15 protein-coding genes are annotated in these 14,559 nt (G+C 40.9%); 12 read left to right on the forward strand and 3 right to left on the reverse strand.

The features are described from left to right. The first annotated feature begins 167 nt into the window (after positions 1-167). Entirely contained in the window at positions 168-497 is a 330-nt protein-coding gene (gene czrA / locus BA70_RS05565) for a Zn(II)-responsive metalloregulatory transcriptional repressor CzrA (RefSeq protein WP_007500691.1), read from the forward strand. Positions 498-531: 34 nt separating this feature from the next. On the opposite strand, the gene BA70_RS05570 is transcribed toward czrA, so the two are convergent. Further along, positions 532-1,056 (reverse strand): CcdC protein domain-containing protein, encoded by a 525-nt coding sequence (locus BA70_RS05570; RefSeq protein WP_034319278.1) that lies wholly within the window; start codon positions 1,054-1,056, stop codon positions 532-534. A gap of 118 nt (positions 1,057-1,174) precedes the next feature. On the opposite strand from BA70_RS05570, the gene BA70_RS05575 reads away from it, so the two are divergent. From BA70_RS05575 to BA70_RS05605, 7 genes are all read left to right on the forward strand, one after another. After that, on the forward strand, positions 1,175-2,107 hold the full coding sequence (locus tag BA70_RS05575; RefSeq protein WP_034319281.1) for a helix-turn-helix transcriptional regulator: 933 nt from the start codon (positions 1,175-1,177) through the stop codon (positions 2,105-2,107). A 53-nt stretch (positions 2,108-2,160) separates the two neighbouring features. After that, positions 2,161-2,634 (forward strand): GyrI-like domain-containing protein, encoded by a 474-nt coding sequence (locus BA70_RS05580; RefSeq protein ID WP_034319284.1) that lies wholly within the window; start codon positions 2,161-2,163, stop codon positions 2,632-2,634. 37 nt (positions 2,635-2,671) lie between these two features. Next, positions 2,672-3,391 carry an MBL fold metallo-hydrolase gene (locus BA70_RS05585; RefSeq protein ID WP_034319287.1) on the forward strand — a complete coding sequence of 240 codons (720 nt, stop codon included), beginning with the start codon at positions 2,672-2,674 and terminating at the stop codon, positions 3,389-3,391. 3 nt (positions 3,392-3,394) lie between these two features. Continuing rightward, complete coding sequence (locus tag BA70_RS05590; protein ID WP_034319289.1) at positions 3,395-3,967, forward strand: TetR/AcrR family transcriptional regulator; 573 nt, start codon at positions 3,395-3,397, stop codon at positions 3,965-3,967. Between the two features lie 153 nt (positions 3,968-4,120). Further along, the gene (locus tag BA70_RS05595; protein WP_034319292.1) at positions 4,121-5,002 is read left to right on the forward strand and encodes a membrane protein; all 882 of its coding nucleotides are present in this window, start codon (positions 4,121-4,123) and stop codon (positions 5,000-5,002) included. Further along, on the forward strand, positions 4,965-5,570 hold the full coding sequence (locus BA70_RS05600; RefSeq protein WP_034319294.1) for a DUF4166 domain-containing protein: 606 nt from the start codon (positions 4,965-4,967) through the stop codon (positions 5,568-5,570). The genes BA70_RS05595 and BA70_RS05600 overlap by 38 nt, the downstream gene beginning before the upstream one ends. Further along, positions 5,563-7,185, forward strand: a complete 1,623-nt coding sequence (locus tag BA70_RS05605) for a YndJ family protein (protein ID WP_034319297.1) — start codon at positions 5,563-5,565, stop codon at positions 7,183-7,185. The genes BA70_RS05600 and BA70_RS05605 overlap by 8 nt, the downstream gene beginning before the upstream one ends. On the opposite strand, the gene BA70_RS05610 is transcribed toward BA70_RS05605, so the two are convergent. After that, complete coding sequence (locus BA70_RS05610) at positions 7,182-7,661, reverse strand: site-2 protease family protein (RefSeq protein ID WP_034319300.1); 480 nt, start codon at positions 7,659-7,661, stop codon at positions 7,182-7,184. The two genes, BA70_RS05605 and BA70_RS05610, sit on opposite strands and share 4 nt — an antisense overlap. A 241-nt stretch (positions 7,662-7,902) precedes the next feature. Between BA70_RS05610 and csaA the strand changes: the two genes are divergently transcribed. The 3 genes from csaA (at position 7,903) to BA70_RS05625 (ending at position 11,795) form a co-directional block, all read left to right on the forward strand. Further along, on the forward strand, positions 7,903-8,235 hold the full coding sequence (csaA, locus tag BA70_RS05615; RefSeq protein ID WP_034319302.1) for a chaperone CsaA: 333 nt from the start codon (positions 7,903-7,905) through the stop codon (positions 8,233-8,235). A 534-nt stretch (positions 8,236-8,769) separates the two neighbouring features. Next, positions 8,770-10,161, forward strand: a complete 1,392-nt coding sequence (locus BA70_RS05620; RefSeq protein WP_034319305.1) for an MFS transporter — start codon at positions 8,770-8,772, stop codon at positions 10,159-10,161. 26 nt (positions 10,162-10,187) lie between these two features. Next, positions 10,188-11,795: a glycoside hydrolase family 43 protein gene (locus BA70_RS05625; protein WP_034319308.1), complete on the forward strand. Its 1,608-nt coding sequence runs from the start codon at positions 10,188-10,190 to the stop codon at positions 11,793-11,795. Positions 11,796-11,841: 46 nt separating this feature from the next. On the opposite strand, the gene xylR is transcribed toward BA70_RS05625, so the two are convergent. Continuing rightward, positions 11,842-13,002, reverse strand: a complete 1,161-nt coding sequence (gene xylR, locus BA70_RS05630; protein WP_034319311.1) for a transcriptional repressor XylR — start codon at positions 13,000-13,002, stop codon at positions 11,842-11,844. Positions 13,003-13,215: 213 nt separating this feature from the next. Between xylR and xylA the strand changes: the two genes are divergently transcribed. Further along, positions 13,216-14,553 (forward strand): xylose isomerase, encoded by a 1,338-nt coding sequence (xylA, locus tag BA70_RS05635; RefSeq protein ID WP_034319314.1) that lies wholly within the window; start codon positions 13,216-13,218, stop codon positions 14,551-14,553. The last annotated feature ends 6 nt before the right edge of the window (positions 14,554-14,559 follow it).

Below are 14,559 nucleotides of genomic sequence, written 5' to 3' on the forward strand. Positions count from 1 at the left end.
AAAAAATGAATAAATAATGCTCATTTTAAAAAGAATGCTACCAAGTGTCAATGCTATTTGAATAAATCTTTTTTCTAAAGGTGTGTAAGCTTTGCACGCCGTACGATTTGGTATATGATGATACATAGAATAAGTCGTGATTTGACTGACAAGAAAGGTGAAGCGAAATGAAGGAAGAACTGAATACAAATCAAGAGCAGGAGCGGATGGAGCTGGACGAAGAAAGTCTATTTCTTGTCTCACAAACATTTAAAGCCTTATCGGACCCGACACGTATTCGTATCCTGCACCTGCTGTCTCAAGGTGAACACTCGGTAAATGATATCGCGGAAACACTGAATCTTATGCAATCAACCGTTTCTCATCAGCTGCGCTTTTTAAAAAACCTTCGTCTCGTGAAATCTAGACGAGCAGGGACCTCGATTTTCTACAGTCCTGAAGATCAGCATGTGATGGAAGTGCTTGAACAAATGATTCACCATGCACAGCATGATTGATAAAAAACCTTCCTACTTTCATATAGGAAGGTTTTTATGCATGATGCACATGAGTTGATCTTTTATTTGCTTTCATCATGTGATAAGAAAAAACAATATAGTAAGCAGCAAGCAGAAAAAAGCTGAGCATGGTCAAGGCATCGTCGCTCACTATATGCTGATACAATTCAATGACATCGATCTTCGTCATAGAGTGTTTTGTCAGCTCAACCAATTTAAAGGCAAATCTAGATAAAAACAAACATAAAATGAAGCTTTCAATCCATTTACTCGTTTTGACATAAAGCCGGCCATTTTCTTCTTTCTTGCGAATCGTCTGATAGGCGTGAACGGCCAGACTGCTACCGAAGATCATGCCTATGGCGGCATAGATGAAAATACTGTGATTTTGCCATCCTTCTGATAGGAGAATAAGGGCAGTGAAACCAAATACATACATTCTCATCAAAAGACTTACTGGGCGCACAAGCTGATAGCGTCTCATTCGATTCATTCGAATGATCATGCAGATCAATATGATGATCCCAATCATGAACAACTGCCACACGTTATGTGTCATGATGCAACCTCCTCCTGCACGTGCAGGGATGTAAACGAATGCTGGCTGTTACTTATCTTTACCATTCTTTCTTTTTTTATCAAATCAAAACCTACATTTATGAAAAAGAGGAAAAGTCATGAAAATTGATCGCATTTTATCTATTGTGATGCTGCTCATTAGCAAGAAGCAAGTTCAAGCGAAAGAGCTCGCTGAACTTCATGAAGTGAGCGTGAGGACCATTTATCGTGATATTGATACCATCAATCAAGCCGGGATTCCTATTGTGACAACGCAAGGAGCAGGCGGAGGCATTTCACTTGTTGACGACTATCGTTTAGAGAAAAAATTATTCACCGATGATGACATTGAGCTCATTTTAACAGCCCTTGAAAGCATGACGAGTGCATACAGCTTTAAAGAAAGTGAGCATGTACTGAAAAAAATCAAATCTCTGATTCCGTCTCAAACAGATGAAAACGAAAAACAGCACCATATCTTCATTGATTTAAGCTCCTGGGGAAAAGACAGCCAGGCAGAGAAGAAGCTCCAGCTGATTCATACAGCTGCCTCAGAGCACCAATATATTCAGCTTACCTATCGCAATGCGAAAGGAGAAACACTTCCTCGGAAAGTGGAGCCTTATACGCTCGTCTTAAAAGGAAGGCATTGGTATTTGTATGCGTTTTGTTGTGTGAAAAAAGCCTTTCGTCTGTTCAAACTCACAAGAATGACAGACCTCATCACCATTTCAGGATTTTTCCAACCGAAAAGGATCAAAAACGAAGAGAAGCCTTGGAATGACTCTTGGCACGAAGAACCTTCAGTCAGCACACTGATGCTAAGGTTAACTGAAGCATCAGTTGGCAGAGTGAAGGAGTGGGTGGATGAGAACGAATTAATCGTATGTTCAGACGGAACCTATCTTGCAACAATCAGCCTGCCTCAAGATGATTGGTTATATAGTTTCCTATTCCATTTAGGACCAGATGTCGACATTATCTCCCCGCAGCATGTTCAGAAAGCATTTGATCTCCAGTTGAAACAATTTCTCAAAAGAAAAGGAACTTGACACAGTGTTGTCAGGTTTCTTTTTATATGATGGAAAAAAGGAGATGAGAATGTATGTACGATATCGTGACATTAGAGAAATATTTGATCAAAGGCTTATCTGTTCGAACAACGAACGAAATGGAGCTGACAAAAGAGCGGAAGATTGCACCTCTTTGGCAGCAATTCTTTGCGCAGCAGCTTCATGGCGGGCAAGCCCCAGTCATAGGGCTGTATTCAGATTATGAAACAGATGAAAATGGCTCTTATTTATTCACAGCGGGACACTTTGTGGATCAGCATCTAGAACATGTAAAAGAAATTCCCCCGTCCACGTACGCAAGATTTCGAACGAGAAAGGGACCGATTGAAGAAGTTGTGCTTGAAACATGGCAGCAGATTTGGAATTGGGATCAGCGCTATTTTCGCACATATACAGGGGATTTTGAATGGTACGATGAAAGGTCTATTGATCCAAAAGAAGCGCAAATCGATATTTATATTGCGGTCGATGAAAAAATAGTTGCTAAAACTAATAGCATTAGTTAATATAAAACTAACGATATTAGTTTTAGGAGGACACATGATGAGATTGACAACTTTTGATCGCCTTCACCAGCTCACATTGATGCCGCGTCTATTTCCGGTAAATTGCTATGTATTTGAGGAAGAGAATGGACTGATATTAATTGATGCTGCTTTAAAAATGGCAGCAAGCTCGATCATTGAATTTGCGCACAAAAAAGACAAGCCAATCAACAAGATTATTCTCACTCATAGTCATATGGATCATATCGGTGCATTAGATGAAGTGAAAAAGGCTTTTCCAGAGGCAGTCGTTTATTTATCAAAACGCGATGCCCTCCTTTTTGAAGGTGATTTTTCCTTGCTTCCTGGTGAACCTCAGCAAAAAATTAAAGGCAGTTTTTCAAAAGACATTCACACAAAACCAGATGTGCTTGTCGAAGAAGGGGACGAGATTGGGTCACTTAAAGTCATCGCAACACCAGGACATACACCTGGAAGCATTTCTTTATACGATGAAAGGTCAGAGGTTGTCATTGCAGGAGATGCACTTGTGACAAAAGGCGGTTTATTCGTAACGGGTGAGTTTCGCTTAACCTTCCCGTTCCCGGCTTTTGCCACTTGGGATGCAGAAACAGCACTCAAAAGTGCCGGAAAATTGCTGGCAATTCCCTTATCCTGTCTTGCAGTAGGACATGGTGATCTTATCATGAAACCTCATGCAAAGCTTCAAGCTGCCATTACAAAAAGGCAGCATCAGTTAAAGAAAGGGAGGCAGTAAATCGTGTCTCCAAGAATGGGTATCACGCAAGAAAAGATCATGGATACAGCTGCTGAATTTGTTGATGAAGAGGGATTTTCCGCTTTGACAATTGCTACATTGTCTAAGCGGCTGAACATCAGACCACCCTCCCTTTATAATCATGTATCCGGTCTTCATGAGATTCAGGCGGCTCTCTCAGTTAGAGGGCTGTCAATGCTTTGTGAAAAAGGAATTCAGGTAACGGAAGGGCTAGAAAAAGAAGCCGCTGTTTTAGCCTTTGCAAGACAATATGTTCAATTTGTCCGTGAACATCCAGGTCTTTATGAAGCCGCCTTTTCACAGATGAATGAAAAAGAAGTGAGTGTTGCTGCCGAGCGCCTTACTGAGTTTGTCCAATCCATCATGTCACGATTTGGTGTAAAAGAAGATGAAATGACGCATGTAGTAAGAGGGCTCAGAAGCTTACTGCACGGCTTTGGAGACATTTCAAATAAAAAGGGATTTCAACGAAAAGAACAGCTTGAAGATAGTGTGAGCTATGCGGTCCGTCTTTATATCGCAGGCGTACAGCAAAAAGAAGATCTGTCTCATTGACAGGTCTTTTTTTATATAGTGAACGGATATCATGAAGGGGATGGCAATGTGGAGACCAAATTCTTTTGACAGAAAACCAATAAAGATTTGACAGTTTTGTGAAACATGGTATGCTTATTATGTGAAATAATTCACATAGGGGAGTAGAGGCAGATGAAAAGAAAGCCTGTTTATGTGGAAACAACCATTCATGCACCTATAGAGAAAGTATGGGAATATACGCAAAATCCAAAGCTTCATGAACAGTGGGATTTGCGATTTTCAACCATTTCATTAAATGAAACTAGAGATGAACAGCCTCAAACTTTCTTGTATGAAAAACATCTTGGATTCGGTATAAGTGTGACAGGGACAGGAGCGTATCGAACAAGAGTGATGGATGAGCGTGATAAAAGAGCGTCCTCGCTCAAATTCAAATCGTCACATCCTTTATCTTTCATTAAAGAAGGTGGCGGCTATTGGAAGTACATGAAAACGAACGATCACATTGTGTTTCAAACTCAATTTGATTATGAAACGAAAGAAGGAAAAGGGTGGAAATGGGCAGATCGATTTTTTTTTCGGCCGATGATAGGCTTTATGACAGCCTTTAGTTTTGGGGCATTAAAGACGTGGCTTGAAAAGGAAACACATCCCCGTTTGCTGCTAGAGAGAACACTTGCTCATTACGGGATTTGTTTGCTGTTTGCTATCGTCTGGTTATGCCAAGCGATCATTCCTTTTTCACATTCTGCTTTTGATCATAGCACCGGGTTTCGTTTGTTTTATGCCCTTTTAGGCGTATTATGGCTGATTCCTAAGCTACCAAAGAAATATCTCTTCATTTTGCAAAGCATTTTTCTGCTTATGATGCTTTGTATAGGAATCCTATCCCCAGAAACGACCCTTCATGAGCCGCTTGTGGTGAGTGCATTTTTCATTTTGTCGATTGCAGGAATGATTAATTTAAAAGATTGTGTAGATGTGTTTTCGATCAAACGAAAAAGGGGAGGTAGACATGGTCGTTCATCATCACCAAGTAAAGGATTACGATAAGCTGCATCCGAAATTAAAAGAGCGGTACAACCGCGCGTTTACTGCCGAAGGGATTATGGATGAAATAGGCGGCGGGACGAAGCTCATCCGATTTTTATTCAGAATAGGTCCATTGTTTCGCTGTTTTTTCCCTGAGAGAGGGAAAAACATTCCCTTTCGAATTGTGAACGAACCCTTTATGACAAGAAAGGGAGAGGAAGGCATGCACTGGTTTCGTACGTTCTATTTCTCTGAGAAGGAAAGACATTTTGATGCAGATATGATCATTGATCAGAAGAGTCATAAAGTACTAGACTACTTTGGAAAACCAAGACTTCTGATGTCAGAGCTTCATTTTACAGTAACGGAAAATGGATGTCTGCACATTCAATCCGGTAAGCAAAAGTTTTTGATGTTACGACGGGAGTGGCCGCTGCCTTCGTGGCTTTATGGTGTGTCAGATGTAACGGAAAGCTACGACGAACATGCAGGTGAGTATACAATTGATGTGCATGTGAAAAATCGCCTTTTTGGAACTCTTTTTACTTATAAAGGCCGGTTTACTGAAAGGGTGTCTCATGATGAATAAATGGCATGTGACGTCTAGCATGATCTTTATGTCTTGTTTTCTCGCCACCCGTATGGTGACAGGTCCGATCGCAGAATTCTTTGTTCTTCTTGCGATTTTATTTTTTCTTCCCGCTGTATTACACTTTTTCGATCAGGAAGGAAAGAAGCGGCAGAAGGGGCTTATCGGCTTTATCATGAAAGCCTTTCCATTAGCTGCTCTCTGTGCTACCGGCGCATTCATCTATCATTCCGCTTGGCTAGCATTGGGATGGTTTTTTTATACCATCATTCTGGCGTTATTTGGCTTCACTCGTTTGCTGAAAAGAGGAACCTTTCCACTGCATGAGCTGATGATAGATGGTGCGTTTATGTATATCGCTTTAGGTGGGATTTGGTTTTGGCTGTACACGGCAGACATACAAGTGATGACATTTTCGCCGCTTATTGTTCTTTTGACCGCTATTCATTTTCATTACTCCGCTTTTTTTATCCCGATTTTTTATGGGTTATTAGGGAGGCAGCGGAAAACAGAGACGATGTTATACAAAGTGGGTGGATGGGTGATTTTGCTGTCACCTGTGATGATTGCTGTTGGGATTAGTTTTTCTCGTCTGTTTGATACGTTCAGCGTCATTCTTTATGTGATTGCACTTTACGTGTATGGAATCCTTTGTATGAAAACAGGCTTTCGTTCAACTGTGGCAAAAGGGCTGGTTGTGTTTTCTAGCTGTATGTTAATGGGGACCATCGTGTTATCTCTTCTTTATTCTGCTGGCATGCTCATGCGCGTGACCTACATAAGCATTGATCAAATGATTTGGTTCCATGGTAGTATCAACGCATGTTTTGTTATTTTACCAGGTCTGATTGGATGGTTGATCGAAAAGCCGGCTGATCAATTGAACAAGAAGGGATTTCCGATTTCGAGGGTACACGGTCGTTTTCAGTTGATGTCTTTTCAAAATGAAAGAATGCATGATAGCGAGAAGATAGGTTTAGTAGATTCGCTTGCAGAATTAAATGGAAAGACGTTTTCAGCTGAAAGGGTATCACCTATTATTCGCAGGTTTTATGAGAACCCCATGCAATTTACGTTAAAAGCAGCGGTCTGTTTTCATTGGTGGGTGAGGCCTTTTGTCTTTTTACTTCAACCAGTTTTTAAAAAAATAGGTCAGCTATATTTGGGGTCATCTCGTATTCCGTATGAAATGCTGGGAAGCCTTTACAGATTTCAACACCCTAAGGAAGAAAGAGAGAATGTGCGTGCGTGGATTCGTCATAATGAGAAAGGTGAGCAAGTCTTTTTTGCGCTTTATGCTCATCATCATGATGCAGATGCGGGTTATATGAATATTGCTTTGCCGCTTCCGTATTCACAGCTTACCGCCATTTTAAAACCTTTTAATGAGCAGGAAGACTTTCTATTAAAAAGCAAATGTCCAAAAGGCAGTACCGGTGACGAAGGATTGTATTTGCATACGCCTTTTATCACCATGAAACTGCCAATGGAAGAGAGCTTTCATATGAAACCGGAGACAGAAGAAAGTCTCACAGCGGTTCATCAAATGAAGCTACTCGGTATTCCTTTTTTAACGATTCAGTATCATATTGACAGCGAGAGTCATCTATTTTAGTCAATGATGTCACATGGTTCACCGTGCCGAATGATGTTCACAATCGCTTGCCCGTCACTCGGATGATGATCTGCATACTGCACTGGCAGCAGCGCAAAAAATACATAGTAGACTGAGAAGTAAGCAAATTGATAGAAAAATTGATGTTCTGGCAGGAAATCATTGGCGATCATAGTATTCAATATGAGAACACTGAGCAGGTTGCATAATGATCCGCCTAAGTAGACAAGAATGTGCGACAAACGGTTATTTTTTCTCATTTCTTCATAATGGCAAAACGCATCTAGAAAATAGATTCGTCTAATTTCAACTACACCTATTTTCAGCACTTTTTTGCCTCTGCCAAGAGCAAAAGAAACCTTTGCCCCAAACATCCATGCGACCACAATATGGCCTAACTGATGCAGGATGGCAACGATAGGAAGAATGACGAAAAACGACCAGCAAAACGTCCACATATCTGATAATGTAAACAAGTGTTAACCCTCCCTGAAATATTCGAGAGGAAGCAGTAGGATTATTTGCCATTTTACAGAATTCATTTTCAAGATGCAAACATTTAATAGACTACAATAAATTCATTATGTAAACTGGTGAGTGATTTTGGCGCTTACTCGGCTTTGTGAACCCGTTTTTTGATAAATTGAATGTGCTACAACATCTAGCAGAAGAGGAATTGTGTGCTTGTACCTTTAAATGAAGAGGAGAGAGATTCATATGGCAGATATTGAACAGTTTGTGGCGTTAGATATTCGTGTTGGGACAATATTAGAAGCAGAATTTTTTGCAGAAGCCAGAGTACCTGCATTGAAACTAAAGATTGATTTTGGTGACGAAATTGGTCTAAAGCAATCTAGTGCACAGCTGACAAAACGTTATACCGCTGAGAATCTTATCGGCAAACAAATCGTGGCAGTCGTCAATTTCCCGCCAAGAAGAATCGCAGGGTTCAAATCAGAAGTGCTTGTCTTAGGAGGCATGCCGTCAAAAGAAGACGTTGTCTTGCTTGCCACAGATGAGCCGGTTGAAAATGGGACAAAAATAGGATAAGAAAAAAGACATCTTCAACAGAAGATGTCTTTTGCGTATTGAGGCGGAATAACCACACGCCACATTCGTGTGTGTCTCAAAGAGACGTGTTACCCGACTTACACAATTCAGCTCATCGCTTGATTAATATAGCATGGGATGAGTTAAATTGCAATGATTAAATGATGCCTTTCTTATTTTATCGCCATTTTAGAAGATATTGATCCTCATATGAAAGAAAAAATAACAAGATATCAATTATTTGGATTATTTTTTCGAAATATATTGAAAAGTCAGATCAGATTTTATAAAATGAATTCATCTTAGTTTGTTTAGGCAATAAACTAAGATGGTGATTACCTGTTTATCCGTTCACTAAAGGGGATGATTCCATCATTCAAATGATTGACTGCGTATGTGGGCTAAGCTGAAGGATTGAGAGATTCAGCTTCATTTTTGCAACGAATTGAAAGCGCTTTATATTTATGTAATGATTGCTGCTGCCCTGCATCATCTGATCGTTAGAAGAGGCTAAGTGAAGAAGGGAGAACGCTCATGGTTAGTGAGAATTTAAAGAAGATTCGTATGTCTGAAAAAGTGGGATATGCTTCAGGAGATTTCGCATGTAATTTAATTTATGCAACTGTCTCTACGTATCTATTATTTTTTTATACAGATGTATATGGTTTATCAGCGGCAGCAGCAGGGACGATGTTTTTGGTTGTTCGCGCCATCGATGCGCTGGCGGATCCATTTATTGGTGCAATGGTTGATCGAACGAACAGCCGTTTTGGCCGGTTTAGACCTTACTTGTTATTCGGTGCGTTTCCCTTTGTGGTACTCGCAATCCTTTGCTTTACAACACCTGACTTTTCCGCTATGGGCAAACTCATTTATGCCTACATCACGTATGTCGGTTTATCACTTACATACACGTTCATTAACGTTCCTTATGGGGCTTTAACATCCGCAATGACAAGAAATAACCAAGAGGTTGTCAGCATTACGTCTGTTCGTATGGTTTTTGCAAATCTCGGCGGTTTGGTTGTTGCTTTTTTTGTTCCTTTTCTTGCGACTTATTTAGGTGATACAACAGGAAATACAGCACTTGGCTGGCAGATGACGATGGCATTTCTCGGCGTTCTTGGCGGCGCATTGCTTATTTTCTGTTTTAAAAGCACGAATGAACGTGTCACGCTTCAAAAGCCAGAGGAAAAGATTAAGTTCACCGATATCTTTGTCCAGTTACGAGTGAATCGTCCGCTTGTTGTGTTAAGTATTTTCTTTATCATTATTTTTGGCGTGAATTCAATCAGCAACTCGGTAGGAATCTATTATGTGACATATAACCTTGGCAGAGAAGATTTAGTGAAGTGGTACGGACTCATTGGCAGCCTACCAGCTTTAATGGTGCTGCCGTTTATTCCGCGGCTACACAAGCTGTTAGGAAAGAAAAAACTGCTGAATTATTCATTATTGCTGAATATCGCAGGTCTTCTTGCTCTACTTGTGATACCGCCGAGTCAAATTGTTCTGATCCTTATTTTCAGACTCGTCGCTGCTGCTGGGAGTATTACAGCAGGTGCTTACATGTGGGCGCTCATTCCTGAAACTGTTGAATATGGCGAATATAAAACAGGGAAAAGGATGGGCGGGCTCATCTACGCAGTGATTGGATTCTTCTTTAAATTTGGCATGGCATTAGGCGGAATCGTTCCAGGGCTTGTACTCGATCGATTTGGCTATGTAGCGAACCAAATACAAACACCAGAAGCATTACTTGGCATTTTAATCACCACAACGGTTATTCCTGTATGTTTACTTATTTTAGCGATGATTGATATTAATTTTTATAACCTGGATGAAGAAAAACATCAAAAAGTCGTGAGGGAGCTAGAGAATAGAGATCAGGTGTATGTCGATCATATCGATGATTTCAAAATGTAGTGTCATCTTAAAGAGGAGGGAGTTCAATGAAGATTACCAATCCAGTGCTAAAAGGGTTTAACCCGGACCCGAGTATTTGCCGTGTAGGAGACGATTATTACATTGCGGTCTCTACATTTGAATGGTTTCCGGGGGTTCAAATTTATCATTCGAAGGATCTCGTCCATTGGCGGCTCGTTGCGCGCCCTTTGCAAAAAACGACGCAACTAGACATGAAAGGAAATCCTGATTCTGGCGGGGTATGGGCACCGTGCTTAAGCTATGCGGATGGCCAGTTTTGGCTCATCTATTCAGATATCAAAGTAGTGGATGGTCCGTTTAAGGATGGTCATAATTATTTGGTCACAGCAAGCGAAGTCGATGGCGAGTGGAGCGAACCGATTCGACTCAATAGCTCTGGATTTGATCCGTCTTTATTCCATGATCAAAGCGGGAAGAAATACGTATTAAATATGCTGTGGGATCATAGAGAAAAGCATCATTCCTTTGCAGGCATTGCCTTGCAGGAATACAGTGTGCCTGAAAAGAAACTGATCGGTCAGCGGAAGGTCATTTTTAAAGGCACGTCTATTAAACTGACGGAAGCCCCGCATCTTTATCACATCGGTGATTACTATTATTTATTAACGGCAGAAGGGGGCACCCGGTACGAGCATGCGGCCACGATTGCCCGGTCCTCACATATTGAAGGACCTTATGAGGTTCATCCTGATAACCCGATTTTAAGTGCTTTCCATGTGCCTAGCCATCCGCTTCAAAAATGCGGGCATGCCTCAATTGTTCAAACGCATACAAATGAATGGTACTTGGCTCATCTCACGGGTCGTCCGATTCGATCAAGTAAGGAATCTATTTTTCAACAAAGAGGTTGGTGTCCTTTAGGAAGAGAGACAGCGATTCAAAAGCTCGAATGGAAAGATGGCTGGCCTTATGTTGTGGGGGGGAAAGAAGGGGCACTGGAGGTTGAAGCGCCAGCAATAAGTGAAAAGGTCTTCTCTCCAACGCACCATACAGTCGATGAATTTAAAGAATCAGTGTTAAATAGACATTTCCAAACATTAAGAATCCCTTTTACAAATCAGATTGGTTCATTGACGGAGAACCCTCGTCATTTAAGGCTATACGGTCAGGAGTCTCTGACGTCTAAATTTACCCAAGCGTTTGTTGCAAGGCGCTGGCAAAGTTTTTATTTTGAAGCTGAGACAGCTGTTTCATTCTTTCCAGCAAATTTTCAGCAAGCTGCTGGTCTTGTGAATTATTATAATACGGAAAACTGGACAGCCCTTCAGGTGACATACGATGAGGAACTTGGTCGTATCCTTGAATTATCTGTCTGTCAAAACCTTACCTTTTCTCAGCCGTTGACAAATAAAATCGTCATTCCAGACGAGGTCAGATATGTGTATTTAAAAGTGACCGTTCGGAAAGACACGTACAAATATTCTTATTCTTTTGATCAAAAAGAGTGGGAGGAGATTGATGTGCCGTTTGAATCCAGCCATTTATCTGATGATTTCATTCGCGGAGGGGGATTTTTTACAGGGGCATTTGTCGGCATGCAGTGCCAAGATACAAGCGGCGAGCGTCTGCCTGCTGATTTCAACTATTTTCGCTATGAAGAAACAGGTAAATAAAAAAAGACAACGCTCTAAAAGCTGTCTTTTTTTATCAGTTAGCGGTTCATTGTGACAGGGTAGCATCATGCAGGAAAGCTTCAGTCACAAGAGATGTCATTCCTAACGCCGGTGCGTTGTGTCCTAATGACGAAGGGAGCAGCTCAACACGTGAGCTGAATTGTGCATTCATTCTTGAAGATACTTCGTCTTGAATGACACTCAGAACCGTTGGCTGTGATTCAATGACCTTGTTTCTTAAAACAACAGCTTTTGGGTTAAAGGTATGCAGGACGTTCGTGAGACCCACGCCAAGGTAAAAACCAAAGTTGCGCAAGGCATTGAGCGTTTTCATATCATTTAACTTCGCCAGCTGTTCAATGTCTTGATAGGATACGTGCTGGTCCTTTGTTTGAAGTGACTGAAACAATGCTTTCTCAGATGCATACAGCTCCCAGCATCCACGGTTTCCACAGCTGCATGTTGGTCCATTAAAGTCGATCGTCATATGTCCCATCTCACCAGAAAATCCGTATGCGCCTCTGTATAAATGATGATTGATAATGATACCGATTCCAATTCCAGTGCCGATACTTGCATAGATAAGATGTTCATAGTGTTTAGCGGCACCAAAGATTTTTTCGCCATATGCACCGGCATTTGCTTCGTTTTCAATGAAGACCGGTACTTGGAAGGTATCTTGGAGTGTTGTTTTCAGGTCAACATTTTTCCATTTTGAATGAGGTGTAAACACGATTTGTTCATCTGCATCCACTAACCCAGGTATACAAAGGCCAATGCCAATAAGCCCGTATGGAGAAGAAGGGATTTGTGAGATCAACTGCTGAATCAATTCAATTAATATGCGTGTGGTCACACCAGGTGAACTGGATGGGAGCTTGAGCTGCTCTTCAAGAAGAATAGACCCTTCAAGGTCTGTTAAAATGCCATTGACATAATCAACACCGACATCAATGCCTATCGAGTAGCCAGCACGTTTATTAAACATGAGTAAAACAGGTCTTCTCCCGCCGCTAGATTCACCTTGACCGAGTTCATAGACGAGATGTTCTTTCATTAACGTACTCACTTGAGAAGAAACAGTCGATTTATTTAAACCAGTGCGTTCAGATAATTTCGCTCTAGAGATTGGCGCATGTTGGAGGATTTCTTTTAGTAATAGCTTTTGATTTATTTTTTTCACAAAGTTCTGATCAGCGATATCCACATTATCCACTCCATTTGTTTCGTCTTTAGATTAAGTTGAAAAAAGGTGCTTTTTTAAGAATATATTTCATGAGAAGAATGATTTTAACTTTATTATAACGAAAATATTTCTAAAAAACTAAAAAAATATGGAAAATTCAAAGAGATTTGATGACAGATTGATTGTTAGTTTGTTGAATCAACTTACAAAGTGAATTCATAGGAGGAATCAAGTATGGTCAAATCAAATATGAAATCCTTACACAGCTTAGAGGGAATCGGCAAAATTCAATATGAAGGAAAACAATCAAAAAACCCACTCGCTTTTAAATATTATAATCCGAACGAAATGATTGGCGGAAAAACAATGAAAGACCACCTGCGTTTCTCAGTCGCTTATTGGCACACATTGACTGCTGATGGAACAGATATGTTTGGAACGGGTACGATGCAAAGAGCTTGGGATTCCTATAGCGGAATGGATTTGGCGAAAGCTAGATTAGAAGTGGCTTTTCAGCTTTTTGACCTATTGGATGTTCCATATTTTTCATTCCATGACCGTGATATTGCACCTGAGGGAGACACGCTTCAAGAGACGAACCAACAGTTAGACATCATTTTAGAAAGAATGAAAGATTACATGCAGCAAAGCGGGGTGAAGCTGCTGTGGAACACTGCCAACATGTTCAAGCATCCACGGTTTGTACACGGCGCTGCAACATCTTGTCATGCAGATGTATTTGCCTATGCGGCCGCGCAAGTCAAGAAAGGAATTGAAACAGCAAAAGACCTCGGCGCAGAAAATTACGTTTTCTGGGGAGGACGAGAAGGTTACGACACACTGCTAAATACAGATATGAAAAGAGAGCTTGACCACATGGCGACTTTTTTGCACATGGCTGTTGATTATGCAAAAGAAATTGGGTACACCGGTCAATTTTTAATTGAGCCAAAGCCAAAGGAGCCGACAACCCACCAATACGACTCAGATGCAGCGACATCTATCGCCTTTTTAAAGCAATACGGATTAGATTCACATTTTAAATTAAATATTGAGGCCAATCATGCGACACTAGCTGGTCATACATTTGAGCACGAATTACGTGTAGCAAGAATTCATGGACTGCTCGGGTCTGTTGACGCGAACCAAGGAAATTCGCTTCTAGGCTGGGACACTGATGAATTTCCAACCGATTTATATGCCACAACACTGGCCATGTATGAGATTCTGCAAAATGACGGACTTGGAACTGGAGGACTCAATTTTGATGCAAAGGTCAGAAGAGCTTCCTTTGAACTTGAAGATATTTTGTATGCCCATATTGCGGGAATGGATGCGTTCGCAAAAGGGCTGCGGGTGGCTCATAGACTCATCGAAGATCGTGTGTTTGAAGATGTGATCAAACACCGATACCGTAGCTTTTCTGAAGGAATTGGACGCGACATTTCAGAAGGAAAAGCAAACTTTCATACATTAGAAAAATATGCTTTGAAGCATCCTTTAATCAGAAACGAATCGGGAAGAGAGGAACAGTTGAAAGCACGATTGAATCAATACTTGTTAGAAAATTGATTGAAT

It is taken from the genome of Bacillus zhangzhouensis, assembly GCF_000715205.1.
Taxonomy (GTDB): domain Bacteria; phylum Bacillota; class Bacilli; order Bacillales; family Bacillaceae; genus Bacillus; species Bacillus zhangzhouensis.